The 18,105-nt window shown below is 66.8% G+C and carries 17 protein-coding genes; 5 read left to right on the forward strand and 12 right to left on the reverse strand.

The genetic code is table 11. From position 1 onward, the window contains the following. Nucleotides 1-207 precede the first annotated feature (207 nt). From D4Q52_RS04060 to D4Q52_RS04070, 3 genes are all read right to left on the reverse strand, one after another. Nucleotides 208-1,326 carry a hypothetical protein gene (locus tag D4Q52_RS04060; RefSeq protein ID WP_119855267.1) on the reverse strand — a complete coding sequence of 373 codons (1,119 nt, stop codon included), beginning with the start codon at nucleotides 1,324-1,326 and terminating at the stop codon, nucleotides 208-210. Between the two features lie 24 nt (nucleotides 1,327-1,350). Beyond that, a complete protein-coding gene (locus D4Q52_RS26990) occupies nucleotides 1,351-1,578 on the reverse strand; it encodes a hypothetical protein (protein WP_234831059.1) in 228 nt (75 codons plus the stop codon). 419 nt (nucleotides 1,579-1,997) lie between these two features. Further along, entirely contained in the window at nucleotides 1,998-2,990 is a 993-nt protein-coding gene (locus D4Q52_RS04070; protein WP_119855268.1) for a Bug family tripartite tricarboxylate transporter substrate binding protein, read from the reverse strand. A 234-nt stretch (nucleotides 2,991-3,224) separates the two neighbouring features. On the opposite strand from D4Q52_RS04070, the gene D4Q52_RS04075 reads away from it, so the two are divergent. Next, nucleotides 3,225-3,986, forward strand: a complete 762-nt coding sequence (locus tag D4Q52_RS04075; protein WP_119855269.1) for a cytochrome c oxidase assembly protein — start codon at nucleotides 3,225-3,227, stop codon at nucleotides 3,984-3,986. After that, a complete protein-coding gene (locus tag D4Q52_RS04080) occupies nucleotides 3,983-4,477 on the forward strand; it encodes a CopD family protein (RefSeq protein WP_119855270.1) in 495 nt (164 codons plus the stop codon). The genes D4Q52_RS04075 and D4Q52_RS04080 overlap by 4 nt, the downstream gene beginning before the upstream one ends. On the opposite strand, the gene D4Q52_RS04085 is transcribed toward D4Q52_RS04080, so the two are convergent. Then, on the reverse strand, nucleotides 4,441-4,923 hold the full coding sequence (locus D4Q52_RS04085) for a DUF2231 domain-containing protein (protein WP_119855271.1): 483 nt from the start codon (nucleotides 4,921-4,923) through the stop codon (nucleotides 4,441-4,443). The genes D4Q52_RS04080 and D4Q52_RS04085 overlap by 37 nt on opposite strands. Nucleotides 4,924-4,977: 54 nt before the next feature. On the opposite strand from D4Q52_RS04085, the gene coxB reads away from it, so the two are divergent. The 3 genes from coxB to D4Q52_RS04100 are packed head-to-tail and all read left to right on the forward strand — an operon-like array spanning nucleotide 4,978 to nucleotide 8,527. Continuing rightward, nucleotides 4,978-5,649 carry a cytochrome c oxidase subunit II gene (coxB, locus tag D4Q52_RS04090; RefSeq protein ID WP_234831060.1) on the forward strand — a complete coding sequence of 224 codons (672 nt, stop codon included), beginning with the start codon at nucleotides 4,978-4,980 and terminating at the stop codon, nucleotides 5,647-5,649. Beyond that, nucleotides 5,646-8,180 carry a cytochrome c oxidase subunit I gene (ctaD, locus tag D4Q52_RS04095; RefSeq protein ID WP_119855273.1) on the forward strand — a complete coding sequence of 845 codons (2,535 nt, stop codon included), beginning with the start codon at nucleotides 5,646-5,648 and terminating at the stop codon, nucleotides 8,178-8,180. The genes coxB and ctaD overlap by 4 nt, the downstream gene beginning before the upstream one ends. After that, nucleotides 8,177-8,527 carry a hypothetical protein gene (locus tag D4Q52_RS04100; RefSeq protein ID WP_119855274.1) on the forward strand — a complete coding sequence of 117 codons (351 nt, stop codon included), beginning with the start codon at nucleotides 8,177-8,179 and terminating at the stop codon, nucleotides 8,525-8,527. Before ctaD ends, D4Q52_RS04100 begins: the two co-directional genes overlap by 4 nt. Nucleotides 8,528-8,706: 179 nt before the next feature. On the opposite strand, the gene D4Q52_RS04105 is transcribed toward D4Q52_RS04100, so the two are convergent. The 8 genes from D4Q52_RS04105 to D4Q52_RS04140 form a co-directional block, all read right to left on the reverse strand. Beyond that, nucleotides 8,707-9,093, reverse strand: a complete 387-nt coding sequence (locus D4Q52_RS04105) for a Na+/H+ antiporter subunit G (protein WP_119855275.1) — start codon at nucleotides 9,091-9,093, stop codon at nucleotides 8,707-8,709. Nucleotides 9,094-9,096: 3 nt separating this feature from the next. Next, nucleotides 9,097-9,366 (reverse strand): K+/H+ antiporter subunit F, encoded by a 270-nt coding sequence (locus D4Q52_RS04110; protein WP_119855276.1) that lies wholly within the window; start codon nucleotides 9,364-9,366, stop codon nucleotides 9,097-9,099. Beyond that, a complete protein-coding gene (locus D4Q52_RS04115) occupies nucleotides 9,363-9,851 on the reverse strand; it encodes a Na+/H+ antiporter subunit E (RefSeq protein WP_119855277.1) in 489 nt (162 codons plus the stop codon). The genes D4Q52_RS04110 and D4Q52_RS04115 overlap by 4 nt, the downstream gene beginning before the upstream one ends. Continuing rightward, nucleotides 9,848-11,389 carry a monovalent cation/H+ antiporter subunit D gene (locus D4Q52_RS04120; RefSeq protein WP_119855278.1) on the reverse strand — a complete coding sequence of 514 codons (1,542 nt, stop codon included), beginning with the start codon at nucleotides 11,387-11,389 and terminating at the stop codon, nucleotides 9,848-9,850. The genes D4Q52_RS04115 and D4Q52_RS04120 overlap by 4 nt, the downstream gene beginning before the upstream one ends. Next, nucleotides 11,386-11,727: a Na(+)/H(+) antiporter subunit C gene (locus D4Q52_RS04125; RefSeq protein ID WP_119855279.1), complete on the reverse strand. Its 342-nt coding sequence runs from the start codon at nucleotides 11,725-11,727 to the stop codon at nucleotides 11,386-11,388. The genes D4Q52_RS04120 and D4Q52_RS04125 overlap by 4 nt, the downstream gene beginning before the upstream one ends. After that, nucleotides 11,728-14,580, reverse strand: a complete 2,853-nt coding sequence (locus tag D4Q52_RS04130; protein WP_119855280.1) for a monovalent cation/H+ antiporter subunit A — start codon at nucleotides 14,578-14,580, stop codon at nucleotides 11,728-11,730. Between the two features lie 357 nt (nucleotides 14,581-14,937). Beyond that, nucleotides 14,938-16,857: an FAD-binding monooxygenase gene (locus D4Q52_RS04135; RefSeq protein WP_119855281.1), complete on the reverse strand. Its 1,920-nt coding sequence runs from the start codon at nucleotides 16,855-16,857 to the stop codon at nucleotides 14,938-14,940. A gap of 417 nt (nucleotides 16,858-17,274) precedes the next feature. Continuing rightward, nucleotides 17,275-18,093 carry an aspartate dehydrogenase gene (locus tag D4Q52_RS04140; protein WP_119855282.1) on the reverse strand — a complete coding sequence of 273 codons (819 nt, stop codon included), beginning with the start codon at nucleotides 18,091-18,093 and terminating at the stop codon, nucleotides 17,275-17,277. Nucleotides 18,094-18,105 lie beyond the last annotated feature (12 nt).

Consider the following 18,105-nt stretch of genomic DNA (forward strand, 5'->3'; position numbering starts at 1 on the left):
CCGCTTGCGGGAGAGGGATGGGGTGAGGGCGCCCCAAGGATGGGCTCCCGCCGCGGCCCCCCACCCCCGACCCCTGCCCGCAAGGGGGAGGGGAGGAGCGGCGCCGCGTTTCATGTCAGTACACCTCTTCTCTATCGAGTAGGTCAGTCCGCCTCCCGGAGCTGCGCCGCCGTTGCGCGCCAAGCGGAGCAACCTCATGCGTCGCGGCTACAGTCGGTCGATACGTTCGATGAAGGTGTATTTCTGCTCGTGACGCCGGCGGAGATCGGCAATGCGCCTCATAAAGGCATCGATTGTTCCGCGCTCTTGTGCGATCGCTTTCAGGTCGGCGAGTAGAACCATCGCCCGGTCGTAACTTTTGACGTTGCGCCATTGGATCTCGGCTTCGATCTCCACCCACACCTGTTCGCCGCGCCGCTCGATCTCGGCCAGCCTGTCGCGGCGTACACGTTGTTCCTCCTGCTCGCGGCGCTGCTGCTCGGCGAGTGCCTTCGCGGCCTCGGCTTGCTCGCGCGCCTGCCGAAGTTCGTCGGCGCGGGCACGGAGGTCGTCGACCGTTCGCGCCGGCGCGCGCGGCGCTGCGGGGAGGCGAACGCGGACCAGCTTGCGCAATTCACTCGTCACGACGGCGTCGCCCTCGAACATCCGCCGTAGAAACCAGGTCTTCTCCTCGTCGGTCATTGCGGCGATCACCGGCGCGGCGTCGGCGACAGACGTGCCGACGCGAGGCGCACTGTGCTCGGTTGCGGCGGCGATCAGGTCGCGATCGATGTAGAAGAAATCGGCGAAGGCCTCGAGTGTTGCCGTCAGAGGTCCGAGCCCCGGCAGCGGCTCGGTTTCGTCGGGCGCCACCCTGTCGGCCTCGACGGCCATCAGCCACACCAGATACAGCACCCGCAGATCACCCTCGAGCAAAGCGATGCGCAACGGCGCCAAATCAGGCAACCCGCCGCTGCCATCGTCCCACTCATCGTCGAGATCATCGGCATCAATGGCGATGCTCAGGATCAAATGGTCGCCGTATGTCCATGCACGCGCGATGTCGTCGTCCTTCAGAAAGGCGTCAACCTGATCCTTGCTGATCAACCGGCGTGGCAAGCGGATCATCAGGCAGCGCGTGCCCCAACTGGCCAGATAGAGATGAAGATCGAACCACCGCTCCATCAGTTCGGCGGGGTCACCTTTGAAGTCGCCCCACTGATAGCTATTGGTGAAACTCGTGTTGGTGATCCGCGCCCGCGTCGACAGCGCGCGCAGCGCCTTGACGTCGGCCGCCTCGAGCGGGCGGTCGAGCGCCCGGAATTCGTAGTACTGATGCCCACTCATCGTTGTCGTCCCGCTGGCGCCGCTTCAGTTCGGATGCAGCAGCCCGTCCATCTCGAGCAGGCGCATCGCCTCCTCCAGCGTCACGCCGTCATGCACACGCCACCATCTGCCGGTCGCCCGCATCCAGTAGATGTCGAAGCTGTCCGGCCCGATACAGTCGAGCCGGGCGAAGGGCGCGTTGAACTCGGCGCCGCGGTTTTCCTCGAATCCGGACCGGTATCGCTGGAAAAGCGATAGCGTCCGCCCGACCACGCCCCGCCGATGTCGACCGGATAGTTGAACTGCGTCGGCGTAATCTTCGGCTGGAAGCGCGGCTTCAGATAATCCGCAATCAACCGCTCGCAGGCTTCGATGATCGCTTGCTTCTGCTCCTCGGTGACCGGCCAGCGTGGCCGTACCTTGGGCTGAACCCAGGATCTTGCTCTCATCATGCCACGATCCATTGCCCGCGCGCGGCGGTCGCTTCTGAATGTTGCAGGCAAGATTACGTGACGACGGCCCCCGGCGTCATCCGTGGCGCTTGGAGAGCAGGTGGGTTGTGCACATGGACGTGCGCGCTCCCTCTCGCACTTGCGGGAGACGGCTGGGGTGAGGGTGCCACGAGGATAGTGTCCCGTCGCGGACCCCACCCCCGACCCCTCCCCGCAAGGGGGAGGGGAGCAGACACGCCGTCACGCCGGCTGGAGGCCTAGCGCCTGGGCGCTTTCGAGCCAGACGGGGAGTTCGCGCTGATACAGCTCGTTGCTGTCCTTGGCGCCGAGTGCGGGCTCTAGCATGAAAGTGGCGAGGGCGGCTTTCACCTTTGCGTCTTCGTTGGCGGCGACGCAGAGCTGGCCGAGGCGGTCGACGATCGGCTGCGGCGTCGCTTTCGGCACGGCGAACCCGGTGAAGCCCGAGACGGTGAAGAACTTCGCCGTCGCGCCCTGTTCAGGCAGCGTCTTGATCTGCGGGATGGCATCGACTTTCTTGGAGTGCACCGCGAACACCGTGCCGCGATCGCTCTCCAGCACCGGCTTTGCCGCCGTGTAGCTTCCCATCGCGACGTCGAGCGAGCCGTCCAGCATCCCGGTCCACATCGGCGCCTCGCCGCGATAGTGGATCGCCTCGATGTTGAGGCCGTATTGCTTGTTGAGTTCGTTGATCGTCATGTGCGGCGCCGAGCCGGCGCTGTAGGTGCCGAAATTGACCTTGCCGTTGTTCTTGCGCGCGTAGGCGACGAAATCGTCCAGCGTCTTGATGTTGTGTTTCGGATTGGCAACCAGCAGCAGCCCGCCGCCGGGAATGACGCTGACCAGCGTCAGATCCTTGTCCATGTCGTAGCCGGGGTTCTTCATCATCACCCGGTTCATCACATAGGTCGTCGAGATCGAGCACAGCAGCGTGTGCCCGTCGGGCTCGGCGCGCGCCACTTCGGCGGTGCCGATCGAACCGGAGGCGCCGGCCTTGTTCTCGATCACCACGGTCTTGTCGACCTGTCGCGAGATGAAGTCGCCGAACGCGCGGGCCAGCAGATCGGTCTGGCCGCCGGCCGGATAGCTGCAGATCAGCCGGATCTGGCGCGACGGCCAGGGCGTCTGTGCCGAAGCGCCGCGCGCCACGAACGGCAGCGCCAGTGCCGTCGAGCCGGCCGCGATGAAGTGACGGCGATTGATAGTCGCAGACATGGTCTCCTCCCTGTTTTTTCAGCGAGGCTAGCGCAGCGCCCGGGGCGCAGCCATCGAACGATGCTGTGACCTTTTGCCACCACGCGCCATTGCATCCCGCAGCGCGTCACGGCGTTGGCGGTTGGGCACAACTCAATCTCCGGAGCTGATCTTGCGCGTTCCGACGACGCGACGGCGTCAGGCGTCTTTCAACCTCAGCGCGCAAACTCCGGCGGGGCGGTCGCGGGGGAGGCGATGATTGCGCCGTATTGCGGCGCCGCGCCGCTGCCGGCCGAGTGGCTGAGCCGCTGGAATCTCGATCCGGTGCTGATCGTTGCGCTCGCCTGCGGCGCGGCCCTGCATCTCGGCCTGCTGATTCGCGAGCGCGCCGATGATCGCAACGCCCGGCTTGCACTGGCCGGCAGTGCCTGGACGCTGATAGCGTTGCTGCTGGTGTCGCCGCTGTGCGCGCTGACCTCGGCGCTGTTCTCGGCGCGGGTTGCACATCACGTCGTGCTGATCGCCGCGGTTGCGCCGCTGCTTGTGCTGTCTCTGCCGCAACGTTTCGCGCGGCTGCGCCTGCCCGGTGTCGCCGGCAGCGGGGCATTCGTGCTGCACATGGTGCTGTTGTGGCTCTGGCATGCGCCGGCGCCGTATGCGGCGGCGCTGGCCGATACACGGATGTTCTGGATGATGGAGCTGAGCTTGCTCGGCAGCGCGCTGCTGCTGTGGCTCGCGGTGCTGGCGCCGGCGGCGCGGCTCGGCAGCGCGATGGCGCTATTACTCGGCTCGGTGGTGCAGATGGGGCTGCTCGGCGCGGTGATCACCTTCGCGCGGACGCCGCTGTACGAGGTGCATCTCGGCGCCACCGCGCCGTGGGGGCTGTCCGCGCTGCAGGATCAGCAGCTCGCCGGGCTGGTCATGTGGGTGCCGGCGGCGATCCCGTATCTGATCGCGGCGCTGATGCTTCTGGTCGGCCGGTTCGGCGCGGGCCTCGCCGATGAACCCGCGCGATGATCGCGTGGCTCAAGGCGATCCATATCGCCGCGCTGATCGTGTGGTGCGGCGGCCTTTTGGTGCTGCCGGGCCTGTTCACGCGGCGAACCCTGCTGAACCGCCGCGAGGCGACCGAAATGCACCGCTACATCCGGACCTTGTTCATCGGCCTGATTTCGCCGGCGGGATTCGTCGCGGTGGTGGCCGGCACGGCGCTGTTGTTCTTGCGCGAAGCGTTCACCACCTGGATGATGCTGAAGCTGCTTGCGGTCGGACTGCTGGTGATCATTCACATGCGGGCCGGCTATGTGCTGCTCAGCGTGTTCGAACCGGAGGGGCATTACGCGCCGTGGCGGCGCTGGGTGATGACTGCCGTGACCGTCATGGTGATCGGCGTGATCCTGGTGCTGATCCTGGACAAGCCCGCGATCGATCATGGCGCCGTGCCGGCGTGGTTGCGCACGCCGGGCGCGCTTCAGTCATCGTTCGAAACCATGATGCCGATGCCGTGATCGAAAACCAGCTTGCCACCGTGCCAGCCCGCGATGCCGACGAACACCGAGCCGAGCGCCGACATCATCAGGCCGACCGGCAGGATGTTCTCGTGATCGTAGAGCCGCAGCCCCCAATTGGCGCCTGCGATCGATACCAGCATGACGCCCGCGATGGCGTGCATCCAGCTTGCTGTGCGTTTGCGGATGCCCTCGACCGCGAGCAATTCGGCGGTGCCGGCGAGGCTGGCAGCGACGCCGAGCCAGAACGCGAAGCCGCTCGCCCACAATCCGGCGCGCGCCCAGAACGGATCGGCACCCCACCAGTAGAAGACGTCGCAGCCGAGTGTTGCTATCACCAGCGCGATCGGGAAGGACACCATCATCGCATGGATCGGATGGCCGGCGAGCGCCACGATCGAGCTGGTATCGTAAGCGCGGACTTCTTCGATGACGGTCTTCGGCATGGTGCACCTCGCACCAGCCTAATGCGCCGGAGCCGCGCTTGGTTCAAAGCGGGCGTGATCGGCAACGGCAGCCTGCTGATCGCCGGCTGCTCCGGGCCGCTGTCGACGGTCGATCCGGCCGGGGCGAGTGCAGCGGCGATCGCGTCGCTGTGGTGGGCGATGCTGATCGGCGCCACGCTGTTGTTCGCGCTGGTGATGGCGCTGTTGCTGTGGGTGTTTCTCAAGCCCGCGGCGAAGCGCAGCGCCTCGCCGAAACTTTGGTTGGTCGGCGGCGGGCTGGTGCTGCCGGCGTTGGTGCTGACGCCGCTGCTTGGCTACGGCCTGTATATCGGCGAGAAACTCCTGGCGCATCCGCGCGCCGATGCGCCGGTGCGGATCGATGTGCTGGTGCGGCAATGGGACTGGACCTTCCGCTATCCCGGCCCGAATGGCACGCGCGTCTCGGTGAATGAATTGCACCTGCCGGTCGGCCGCGCCGCCGATCTCCACGTCACCACCGCCGATGTCATTCACGGCTTCTGGATTCCGCGTCTCGGCGGCAAGGTCGACGCGATCCCGGGCCACACCAATGTGGTGCGGCTGTCGGCATCGCAAGCCGGGAGCTATCGCGGCGTCTGCGCCGAATTCTGCGGCACCGGCCACACCGTGATGGACTTTGCCGTCGAGGCGCACGACGGCGACGCGTTCGACGCGCAGCTCGACAAACTCTCGAAGGATACACCATGAGCGAGCAGCGCCCCGATACGCCGGCCGCTGCGACCAGCGCGATCGCCCTGCACAAGCAGCTCGAGCGGATCTGGGGCACGGCGGCCGGCTGGGGCCGCTTGGCCGCCGTCAACCACACCATCGTGGGGCGGCGCTTCATCCTCACGGCCTTCGTGTTCTTCGGCGTCGGCGGTGTGCTGGCGATGCTGATCCGCGCCCAGCTCGCCACGCCGCGCAGCGCCTTCCTCGAGCCCGGCCTATACAACCAGATCTTCACCATGCATGGCACGGTGATGATGTTCCTGTTCGCCATCCCGATGTTCGAAGGGCTGGCGATCTATCTGCTACCGAAGATGCTCGGCGCGCGCGACATGGCGTTCCCGCGGCTCGGCGCCTATGGTTATTGGTGCTATCTGTTCGGCGGCTCCATCCTGCTTGTCGCGATGGCGCTCGGACTGGCGCCGGACGGCGGCTGGTTCATGTACACGCCGCTCAGTTCGAAGGCCTACACGCCCGGCATCAACGCCGACATCTGGCTGATCGGCATCACCTTCGTGGAGATCTCGGCGCTGTCGGCGGCGGTCGAGATCATCGCGACCATTCTCAAGATGCGCGCGCCCGGCATGTCGCTCGACAAGATGCCGCTACTGGCGTGGTATCTGCTCGTCACCGCCTTCATGATGCTGTTCGGCTTTCCGCCGCTGATCCTCGGCTCGGTGCTGCTCGAGGTCGAGCGCGCCTTCGACCTGCCGTTCTTCGACGCGGCGCGCGGCGGCGACTCGCTGTTGTGGCAGCATCTGTTCTGGCTGTTCGGCCATCCCGAAGTGTACATCATTTTCCTGCCGGCAGCCGGCATGGTGTCGACCATCCTCCCGGTGCTCGCGCGGCGTGAGATCCTCGGCTACACTTGGATCGTCGTCAGCATCGTGGCGCTCGCTTTCCTCAGCTTCGGGCTGTGGGTGCACCACATGTTCACCGTCGGCATCCCCCATCTGGCGCTGGCGTTCTTCTCGTCGGCTTCGACCGCCGTGGCGGTGCCGACCGCGGTGCAGATCTTCGCCTGGATCGGCACGCTGGCGGCGGGCCGACCGCAGCTCAAGCTGCCGATGTTGTATCTGCTAGGCTTCTTCTCGGTGTTCGTGCTCGGCGGGCTGACCGGCGTGATGCTGGCGATCGTGCCGTTCAACTGGCAGGTCCACGATACGCATTTCGTCGTCGCGCATCTGCACTACGTGCTGGTCGGCGGCTTCATCTTCCCGATGCTGGCGGCAGCGTATTACTGGCTGCCGCATTTCACCGGCCGCGTGCCGCGCCACAGCCTCGGCGTGCCGGCGTTCTGGCTGGTCATCATCGGCTTCAACCTCACCTTTCTGCTCATGCACTGGACCGGTCTGCTCGGCATGCCCAGGCGGATCAGCACCTACGGCGCCGACACCGGATGGGAGTGGCTCAATCTGGTGTCGTCGATTGGCGGCTTCGTGATGGCGATCGGCTTCGCGCTGTTCACCGTCGACGTGTTGATGCATTGGCTGCACGGCAAGCGCAGCCCGCGCAATCCATGGTCGGCCGGCACGCTGGAATGGGCGATCCCGACGCCGCCGGCGAGCTACGCCTTCGCATCGCTCCCCGACGTCGCGAGCCGCGCGCCGCTGGCGGACATGCCCGATCTTGCCAATCACCTCGCGCGCGGCGACGGCTATCTCGGCTTCGTCCGGCACGGCTGGCTCGAGACGCTCGGCGTCGACGTGATGTCGGGGCGGCTCGAGCAGATCGTGCGGCTGCCGTCGCCGACCAAGCTGCCGCTGATCACCGCGCTGGTCACCGGCGTGTTCTTCGTTGCCGTACTGTTCAAGCTGTACTGGCTCGCGGTGCTGGCGCTGCCGGCGATCGCGGCGATGTTCCTGGCCTGGACGCCGACCTCGGGCGAACGCAGCGATCAGGGCGAGCTGCCGATCGGCAACGGCGCGCAGGCGGTGCTGCACAGCGAGGCCGCGTCGCCGCCGTCGCTGTGGGCGATGGGACTGACGCTGGCCGCCGACGCCACCGCTTATGCATCGCTCGCCTTCGGGCTGCTGTTCTTGTGGGTGGTTGCGCCGAACTGGCCGCCGCCGGCGCTGATCGACTGGACGCCGATCGGCGCCGCGCTGATGGCGGGCGGCGCGGTCATTGCGGGGCTCGCCGGCGCTGCGGCGACCACGCGGCGCGTCATCGGCAGCAGAGTGCGACGCGAGGGCGCGCTGGCGGTCGCGGTCATCGGCTATGGCGCGGCGCTGGCCGGGCTGGCGCTGGTGATCGCCGCGGTGCCAGATCCGACCCGGCATGCTTATGCAGCCGCCACGCTGGTGATCCTGCTGTATGTCGGACTGCACGTCGCGGTCGGCGCCGTGTTCGCCGGCTTCGGCATCTGGCGCAGCCGCGCCGGCTATGTCTCGGCGCGGCGTAGCGCCGACCTGCGGATCGGCGCGCTGTGGCACGCCTTTACGGCGGCGATGGCTGGCGGCACGCTGCTGATCGTCTACGGCCTGCCGCTGGTGATGGGAGCGCCGCGATGACCCGCGCGCCGACCCATCCGGCCTCGCTGCTGCTGATCGCCGCCGGCTTCATCATCTGGGCGCTGGCGTTCACGCTGCTGTATGGCGGACTTTCGGTCGGCTGCGCTTTCGGCTGGCAGGCGATGACAATGGCGGGCGGCAATTTTTTGCGCGTGGTGCTGCTGGCGATCTGGGCGGTGCACATGATCGCGCTGGTCGGCCTGCTGATTTATTGCCTCCGCCTGCCGCGCACCGGCGACTCAACGCCAGCGTTCACCCGCAAAGCCGCCATTGGCACGACGGTCGCGGCACTGGTTGCTACGCTGTGGACCGGCTTTCCGATCCCGGCGCTGTCGCAGTGTGTATGATTGCCTCTCCCCGCCGTCATTGCGAGGAGCGCAGCGACGAAGCAATGCAGCCCCGTGCACTGCGCTGGATTGCTTCGCTTCGCTCGCAATGACGGAGAGGTCGGGTGATTAGGTTGACGGTCGTCAAGGCGTGGATGCCTGGGACGAGCCCGGGCATGACGGAGTCATTCAGTTAGTCTCTAAATATCGGCGCCTTGATCCGTCTTGCTACGCGGCTCTTGCAGTGTCGCCCAGCCTTCACCGCTGGGGGGCTGGGGCAGGTCGCGTTGCACGTCGCGGTTGCGCAGGATGTGGGACTTCGAGATCATGTGGGCGGTGATCGGCGCGGTCAGGAACAGGAACAGCGTGATCATCAATTCGTGCAGCGACAGCTCGCCGCGGATCAGCGCGAAGTAGAGCAGCGAAGCGATCAGCAGTGCGCCGATGCCGAGCGTGGTGGATTTAGTCGGCGCGTGCAGCCGCTGCATGATGTCCGGCAGCTTCACCAGCCCGAACGAGCCGACAAACAGGAACAGCGCGCCGATCAGGATCAGCGCCGACACCAAAAGTTCGCTGAGCCACGCCATCGCTTACTCGATCACGTTGCCGCGCAGCAGATATTTGCAGAACGCGACGGTGGACAGGAAGCCGACCGCGACGAACAGCAGCGCGATCTCGAAATACAGGCTGGTGCCGTACCAGATGCCGATCACCACGACGAGGCCGATGGTGTTGGTCACCAGTGTCTCCAGCGTCAGGATGCGGTCGAGCACGTCGGGGCCCTTGGCGAGCCGATAGAGATTCATCAGCGCCGCGACGGCGATGACGCAGACGGCGATCAGGCACGCAGTCGCGATCATCCGAAGATCTCCTTCAGCCGGCTTTCGTAGCGGGTCTTGATCTGCGCCACCGTGTCGTCCGGATCGGTAGTATGCAGGCAATGCACCAGGATGGCGGTGCCGTCGGCGGCGAGATCGGCGCTGACGGTGCCGGGCGTCATGGTGATGGTCCCGGCCAGGAGCGCAATCGCCTCGGCCGAGGTGAGGTCCAGCGGCACTACGACGTAGCGGGTCTGCAGCCGCGACGTCGGCCAGAACAGCACCCAGATGGCGACCTGGATGTTCGACACAACGATGTCCCAGCCCACCACGGCGATGTATTCAATGATCTTGATCGGCCGGCGCATCCTTGGCCGCGTCGGCCAATACGGGCTGGTGAGCAGTGGGATGGCGACGCCGAGCACCAGGCCGAGCAGCACGGTGCCGAGCGAGATCGAATTGATCAGCGCGACCCAGACGGCGGCGATCAGCAACGTGAGAATCGGATGCGGGAGGACGCGGGTCATCGCGTGCCCTCCCGCGTCAGCACGGCGAGCGAGGCTGGATCGACAGCGCGCACATAGGCGGTGACGTCGAGCGCCTGCCGTGCGGTGGCGGCGAGATCGCGCGTCGCCGGGCCGGCGAACAACGCCAGCAGCACGGTGGCGGCGAGCAGCGCCGCGATCGCGCCGGCCTGCAGCCCGATGCGCGGCGCTGGCATTGTCGTTTCGTCCGAAGGCTGCGGCGCGACCTTCCAGAACAGCGTGCTGCCGGCACGGGCGAAGCCAATGATCACCACGAGGCTGGTACCGAGCACGATGCACCAGCTCGTCACCGCCAGCGGGCTGCGCCAGGTGGCGTCGAGGATCAGCAGCTTGCCGAGGAAGCCGGACAGCGGCGGCATGCCGGTGATGGCGATCGCGGCGACGAAGAATAGGCCGGCGAGCAGATTGGCGTGCGGCAGCGGCGGCGCGGGGGAGAGGCGGTCGCCGGGACGGCCGCGCTGTGCGATCACCAGATCGGCGAGCAGGAACAGCGCCGCGCCGCTCAGCGTCGAATGCAGTAGATAGTAAAGCCCCGCGGAGAGGCCGGCCTGATCGAACAGGCCGAGCGCCAGCAGCAGCGAGCCCATCGACCACACGATGGCAAAGCACACCAGGCCGGTCAGCGACGCGCTCGCCAGCACGCCGACCGCGCCGAGCAGCAGCGTCGCCAGCGCCGCCGGCACCACCCAGGGCGCCGCGATGTCCGCGACACTGCCGGCATCGGCACCGAAAACCACGGTGTAAACGCGGACGATCGAATAGGCGCCGACCTTGGTCATCATCATGAACAGCGCTGCGACCGGCCCGGCCGCAGCCGCATAGGCGGTCGGGAGCCACCATTGCAGCGGCACCAGAGCGGCCTTTAGCGCGAACACCAGCAGCAGCAGCAGCGCGCCGACCCGCAGCAGCGCCTCGTCGCCCGGCGCGATCTGCGCCACCTTGCCGGCGAGATCGGCCATGTTGAGCGTGCCGGTGACGGCGTAGATCAGCCCGACCGCGAACAGAAACAGCGTCGAGCCAATCAGATTGATCGCCACGTAGTTGAAGCCGGCGCGCAGCCGGCGTGGCCCGCCGCCATGCAGCATCAGCCCGTAGGAGGCGATCAGCATCACCTCGAAGAACACGAACAGGTTGAACACGTCGCCGGTGAGGAAGGCGCCGTTGAGGCCCATCAGCTGGAATTGAAACAGCGGATGGAAATGCCGGCCGGCTTTGTCCCAACCGGCCATCGCATAGACCAGCACCGCCACCGCGAGCAGCGCCGTGAGCAGCAGCATCGTGGCGGCGAGCCGGTCGAGCACCAGCGCGATGCCGAACGGCGCGCGCCAATTGCCGAGCAGATAAGGCTGCGGCGCGCCGTCCGATGCCGCGGCGTACAGCCAGATCGACAGGCCGAGCAGCGCCAGCGTCGCGGCGCCGGAGACGATGCGCTGGGCGATGAGATTGTGGCGCGGCAGCAGGAACAGAAATGCCGCGACGGCGGCGGGCAGCACGATCGGGGCGACGATCAGATGATTCATCGGCCGGCCTCGTGCTCGTCACCGGCATCGACGCGCTCGCTGCCGCTTTCGAGAAAGCCGCGCAGCGCCAGCACCACCACCAGCGCGGTCATGCCGAACGAGATCACGATCGCGGTCAGCACCAGCGCCTGCGGCAGCGGGTCGACATAGTCGGTGACGCCCTTGCTGATGATCGGCGCCTTGTCGATTCCCAGCCGTCCCATCGCGAACAGGAACAGGTTCACCGCATAGGACAGGAAGGTGGTGCCGATGATCACCGGGAAGGCGTGCCGGCACAGCACCAGATACAGCCCCGTCATCGTCAGCACGCCGATGGCGCTCGCGACCAGGATTTCCATTCAGCCCTCCTGCGCCTTTGCCGCGCCGCGGCGGGTCAGCGGAATATCGGAGGGGCCTACCGGGGCCGGACCGCGCTTGGCGCGGCGCTCGACCTTCGAGATCTGCGACAGCGATAGCACCACGGTGCCGACCACGGTGAGGAACACGCCGGTGTCGAACAGCATCGCGGTGGCGAGTTCGATCTCGCCGATTAGCGGCAGATGGAAGTAGCCGAACGAACTGGTGAGAAACGGCCGCCCGAACGCGAAGGCGCCGAACCCGGTGGCGGCGGCGATCAACACGCCGGCGCCGAGCAAAAGGTGACCGTTGATGCGGCGCTGTTCGGCGCTCCAGGCGTAGCCGCTGGCCATGAACTGCATGATGATGGCGATGGCGACGATCAGGCCGGCGATGAAGCCGCCGCCCGGCTGATTGTGACCGCGCAGGAAGATGTACATCCCGACCGTGACGGCCAGCGGTAGCAGCACGCGGGCAGTGACGGCCAGCGGCAGCGGATGCGCGTCGGCGGAACCATGACGCTGGCGCATCGCGTCGAGCCGGCGCGCCGCGGCGCCTTCCAGCGCGCTGGCGAGCATCGCATAAATCACCAGCGCAGCGATGCACAGCACGATGATCTCGCCAAACGTGTCGAAGCCGCGGAAGTCGACCAGGATGACGTTGACCACATTGGTGCCGCCGCCACCCGGCTTGGATTCGGCGAGGTGATAGGCCGAGATCGAACTGCCGTCGCGTGTCATCACCGCATAGGCCAGCGCCGCCGCGGCGAGACCCCCGACGCCGGCAATCAGGCCGTTGCGCAGCCTGTGCGACAGTGGCTCGGTGGGCGTCAGCTTTGGCAGCAGATTGAGCGCCAGCAGCAGCAGGATCACGGTGACGACTTCGACCGAGATCTGGGTCAGCGCCAGATCCGGCGCCGAGAACTGCATGAAGGTCAGCGACACGATCAGGCCGGCGACGCTGCTCAGGATCAGCACCAGCAGGCGGTGGACGTGGAACGCCATCACGGCGAGGCTGGCCGCAATCAGCAGCAGCCAGCCGACCAGCGCCGGCAGATTGACCGGCAGCATCGCCCGCGTGCCGGCCTCGTATCGGCCGCCGAGGAAGCCGGCGGAGCCGACGATCAGGATGGTGGCGGTGATGATTGCCAGATAGCGCGGCAGCGAGTCGGTGTGCAGCCGGCGGATCGCCCAGCGCGACGCGCGCACCGACGCTGCGATCACGGCGTCGAACATCGCCTTGGCGTCGGGCCGCGGCAGAGCGCTGCGCAGCGTCTCGAGCGGCGCGTGGATCAGCAGCAGCGCCAGGCCGCCAGCGAGCGCGATGCCGCTCATCAATAGCGGTCCGGTGAGGCCGTGCCAGATTGCCAGCGGATGAAAGTCGAGCGGTGCGGCGCCGACCACGGCCTGCGCGGTGCGTTCGACCACGTCGCCGGCGAGAAATTGCGGCGCGACGCCGATCGCTACCACCAGCATCACCAGCACGGCGACCGGCGCCCACATCCCGATTGGCGGATCGTGCGGGTGGTGGTCCAGCTCGGCGCGGGGCTGGCCCAGATAGGTGGAGAACGCGAACCGCGCCGAGTAGGCGACCGACAGCAGCGCGCCGAGCGTCGCCGCCGCCGGCACGATCCAGACGCTGCCGAACACGGTGGTGTCGGCCGCGGCCTCCAGCATCATCTCCTTGGACAGGAAGCCGTTGAGCAGCGGCAGGCCGGCCATCGACGCCGCGGCGATCAGCGCCAGCGTGGCGCTGATCGGCATCAGCCGCGCCAGGCCGCCCAGCCGGCGCAGGCTGCGCGTGCCGGTCTCGTGATCGACGATACCGGCGCTCATGAACAGCGCCGCCTTGAAGGTCGCGTGGTTGAGGATGTGGAATATGCAGGCGATCACGGCGAAGCGGGTGCCGAAGCCGAGCAGCATCGTCATCAGTCCGAGATGGCTGACGGTCGAATGCGCCAGGATGCCCTTGAGGTCGTCTTTGAACAGCGCGATCCAGGCACCGATCAGCATCGTGACCAGCCCGGTGGTGGCCACGATCGCGAACCACGCTTCGGTGCCGGACAGCACCGGCCACAGCCGCGCCAGCAGGAAGATACCGGCTTTCACCATGGTGGCGGAGTGCAGATAGGCCGACACCGGCGTCGGCGCCGCCATGGCGTGTGGCAGCCAGAAGTGGAACGGAAACTGCGCCGACTTGGTGAACGCCGCACCGAGCACCAGCAGTAGGATCGGCAGGTAAAGCGGCGAAGCCTTGATGGCCTGGCCACGCTGCAGGATCTCGGTCAGGTCATAGGAGCCCGCGGCCTGGCCGAGCAGCAGCATACCGGCCATCAGCAGCAGCCCGCCACCGCCGGTCACCACCAGCGCCATTCGGGCGCCCTGGCGCCCCTCCTGCAAATGGCTCCAATAGCCGATCAGCAGGAACGAGCTGAGGCTGGTCAGCTCCCAGAACACCACCAGCAGCAGGATATTGTCGCTGAGCACGATGCCGAGCATCGCGCCCTGAAACAGCAGCAGGAACGCAAAGAAGCGCCCCATCGGATCGTCGCGGTGCAGATAGAACCGCGCGTAGATGATTACCAGGACGCCGATGCCGAGGATCAGCGCGGCGAAGAACAGCCCGAGCCCATCGAGAAAGACACCGAACGACAACCCGAGCGCCGGCACCCATTCGGCACTGTAGCGTACCGTCTCGCCGGCGATCACCGCGGGGGCCTGCGCCAGCAGCACCAGCAGCGCCGCGAGGCTGACTCCGCCCGTCACCAGCGCACACACATTGCGGCCGGCCCGGATCGCGATCACAGGCAGCACGGCGCCGAGCAGCGGCATCAGAACGATCAGAGCTAGCTGCATCAACTCCCTTCGAGCAAGGCGACCTGTAGCGTACAGAAGGCGACGGCTGCGGACACGCAGCGGCCGGCTTCCAAGGATGGCTGGCAGGGTTTGCAGGATTGCATCGGCGATGCAAGGGCGGGTCAGCGCCGGGGCAATCCCGGGCCAGCCGCCAAGCGGCACAACAGCATCGAGCCTACAACCGGCTTTTTGGATATCCGGGCATTTTCCCCCGGCGAGCGGGGCGAGGGAAGGCGGCATATCGGCGCGGCCGATCTCCCCGCAGGCGCCTCAGAGCCTGACCCATAAAATCCGGCGCTTGGCTCGCATTGACGGGGCGAAGTTGTTGATTTTCAAGCTCGCGGTTGCGGCAGGACTTCAGCTCTGCAGAAAGCCGTCGAAATACGCCGCAAGCTCTGCGGTGGCGCTCAGCGGCAGCACCTGCGCAACGTATTGGTCCGGTCGCACCACCACCATGCAGCCGGCCGTTCGGTCGATGCCGCGCAGCGCGAAGATGTCCGGGCCTGTCTTCAAATCGGCACAGAAGATATTCTCGTAGTCGGTCAGGCCGAGCTTGCCCTTGGCGGGGCGCAGCAGCTGAGGCATCGCGGCGATCGACAGATCGCGGTGATGCTGCTGAAACACCGCGCGGACGTCGATCACCGCGTCGATGTCCTCGCCGGCGCGGCGATACTTGCGCAGCGGCGAGGCGGGGTCGTCGGCGAGCCATTTGCACAGGCGATGGATGGCGGAGCGGGGACGGCCAGGGTCTTCCGCGGTCGCGAAGATATATAGCCGGAAGCGGCCGTCGGCGCGCGCGATGTGGCCGAGTTGCAGCGGCTTGGCGTCGGCGAGCCGGATCACCGGGGCGGAATGAAACCGCGTGCCGACCTCAAAGCCTGTGGCGAGATGTTGATGCTCGTCCGCGCCGATCAGGATCGACGACGCGTAGCGCGTCGCGGTGCCGGCGGTGTAGCGGCCGTGCTGCACGAAGTAGCGCTGGGTCTCGGCCGGATCGGCCTTGGCGCCGTCATGCTTGGCGGAGGCGAGCAGCGCGGCCCATTCGCGGTCGAAATCGATCAGCTCGTTGGCGACGGCCCGCCGCTCGGCCGAGTAGCTGTGCAGCAGCGCCGGCGCGGCGCGGCCGCGCAGCACCGCGGCGAGCTTCCAGCCGAGATTGAAGGCGTCCTGCATCGACACGTTCATGCCCTGGCCGGCTTTGGGACTATGCGTGTGGCAGGCATCGCCGGCGATGAACACGCGCGGCAGCCGCGCGCTCATCACATCCTCCGGCACGTCGTCGAATTTGTCGGTGAGCCGCTGGCCGATCTCGTAGATCGACCACCACGGCACCTGCTTCACGTCGAGGCTGTAGGGATGCAGGATGCGCTGCGCCTTGGCGACCAGATCGTCGAGTCCGAGCTTGCGATTAGCCACACGCTCGTCCGCCTCGAGCCGCGTCAGCTCGACATACAGCCGCACCAGATAGCCGCCCTCGCGCGGAATGATCAGCAGGCTGCCGTGCTCGGCCGACTGGATCAGCGCCTTGCAGCGGATGTCGGGAAAGTCGGTGACGGCGAGCACATCCATCACGCCCCAGGCATGGTTGGCGGAGTCGCCGCGCAGCTCGCGGCCGATCGCGGCACGCACGGCGCTGCGGGCACCGTCGCAGCCAACGACCATGAGGGCGCGGATGGTTTCGGTTTCGCCCTGATGCGCCGTGTCCTGCCGCTGCAACGTCACCGTTATGCGCTGCGCCGGATCGTTGCTGTCCTCCGGTGGCTGCAACGAAACCATGCGGCGCGCGTAGTACGGCTCGAGCTTGGCGGCGGAGCGGCGCATCACGTCGAGGTAGAAGTCGTGCACCCGCGCCTGGTTGAGCACGACGTGCGGGAATTCCGATAGTCCATCCTCGACGTCCTGCACCCAGCCGCTGCGGGCGATGTGCGACGGCTGCGCGTCGTCGGGCTTCCAGAACGTCGTCTCGTTGATCCAGCACGCTTCCTTGAGCACGCGCTCGCTGAAGCCGAAGGCATCGAACATTTCGACGGTGCGGCAGGCGATGCCGTCGGCCTGGCCGAACTGCAGCGGCCCCGGCTTCTGCTCGGCGATACATGTGGTGATGTCGGAAAACTGCGCGAGCTGCGCCGCCAGCGTCAGCCCCGCCGGCCCGCAGCCGATGATCAGCACGTCGACCTCTGCCGGAACTCTGCCGCTGGCGCCCGGGCGCGGCGCACGCTCGGCCGGATCTGTGATCGACGGATCGCCCGGCACAAAACCATCGAGGTGAAACTGCATGCATCCTCCGGCGCCGCCGTCGGATCGTGCCGGGGCAGTCGTTGTTGATCGAGTCGGTTTGCCGGAACTTACCCGAGAATCGCGCCGCGTCATCCTCAAGCCGCACGACACACGAGATGCCAGAAGTTTAGCACCACCTCTCCACGTCATGCCCGGCCTTGTGCCGGGCATCCGCGCCTTGCTGACGGAAAGGTGGAAAAGGCGTGGATGGCCGGGACGAGCCCGGCCATGACGTGCTTGGGGGAAAATGCGGCCTTGAATGTCGTCGTTGCGAGAGCGAAGCGACGAAGCATCCAGGAACACCCAGGCCGGGGCCTCTGGATTGCTTCGCTTCGCTCGCAATGACGGAAAGCGCAGCTGATTTTGCCGCTCTAGTTTCCCGGTCGGGCTTTCAGGATGAGGACGCTGTGGGAGCGACTACGTCCCCACTCGCAGCGCGGTGCCCTGTTTGCGCAGCAGCGCGATCACCGACAGGGGGGTGATCAGGCCGGTGCGGGGGTTGTCGGAGGGAATGTTTTCGATGGTCACCGAGAACCGCGCCGAATCCGCATCGACCTCGATGCGGTGGGTGTTGCGGGTGACGGTGGGGTCGGCCCAGATTTCCACCATGGTGCGGTCCGGTCCGATGCCGGCGAGCGACAGCGCCACCGCGACGTTGAGATTGGCCGGAAAACCCTTGCCGGCCTCGCGGGCGCTGCCGTAGAACAGTTTCAGCGGTTCGCGCAGATTGTCGATGTCGATGCCGTTGTCGACGATGAACGGCGCGCCGCGCAGGCCAACGGCCGGCTTGCGGGTAATCATCCGCACGGAGTGAATGGTGCCGACCGCGGCGGCCGTCACGGCGTCGAGCCCGATCAGCGCGCCGGTCGGCACGATGATCTGGCCACCCTTGGCCTTGGCGATATCGATCAGGTCCTCGTGCTGCAGCAGCGCCGCGGCGCTGAGCACGATGGCGCTCTTGCCGTTGCTGACGAACGGCTCGACAATCGCGCGCAGCAGTTTGGCGGGAGCCGCCTCGATCACCAGGTCGGCGTGATCGTGCAACTGATCGATTGGCACGACCAGCGGCGGCGCCCGCAAGCTCGCCAGGAAATCGCGATGCTTCTCCGGGCTGCCACTGGCGACGGCGGTGAGCGTCAAGCCGTCGAGACTGCCGTCGAGTTCACGGGCGATCGCAGCACCGATGGCGCCGAGCCCAGCGATGGCGACGCGTTGCGGGGCCCGGCTGTTGCTCATGGCGGCGTCCTT

This window comes from Rhodopseudomonas palustris (assembly GCF_003591005.1).
GTDB lineage: Bacteria > Pseudomonadota > Alphaproteobacteria > Rhizobiales > Xanthobacteraceae > Rhodopseudomonas > Rhodopseudomonas palustris_K.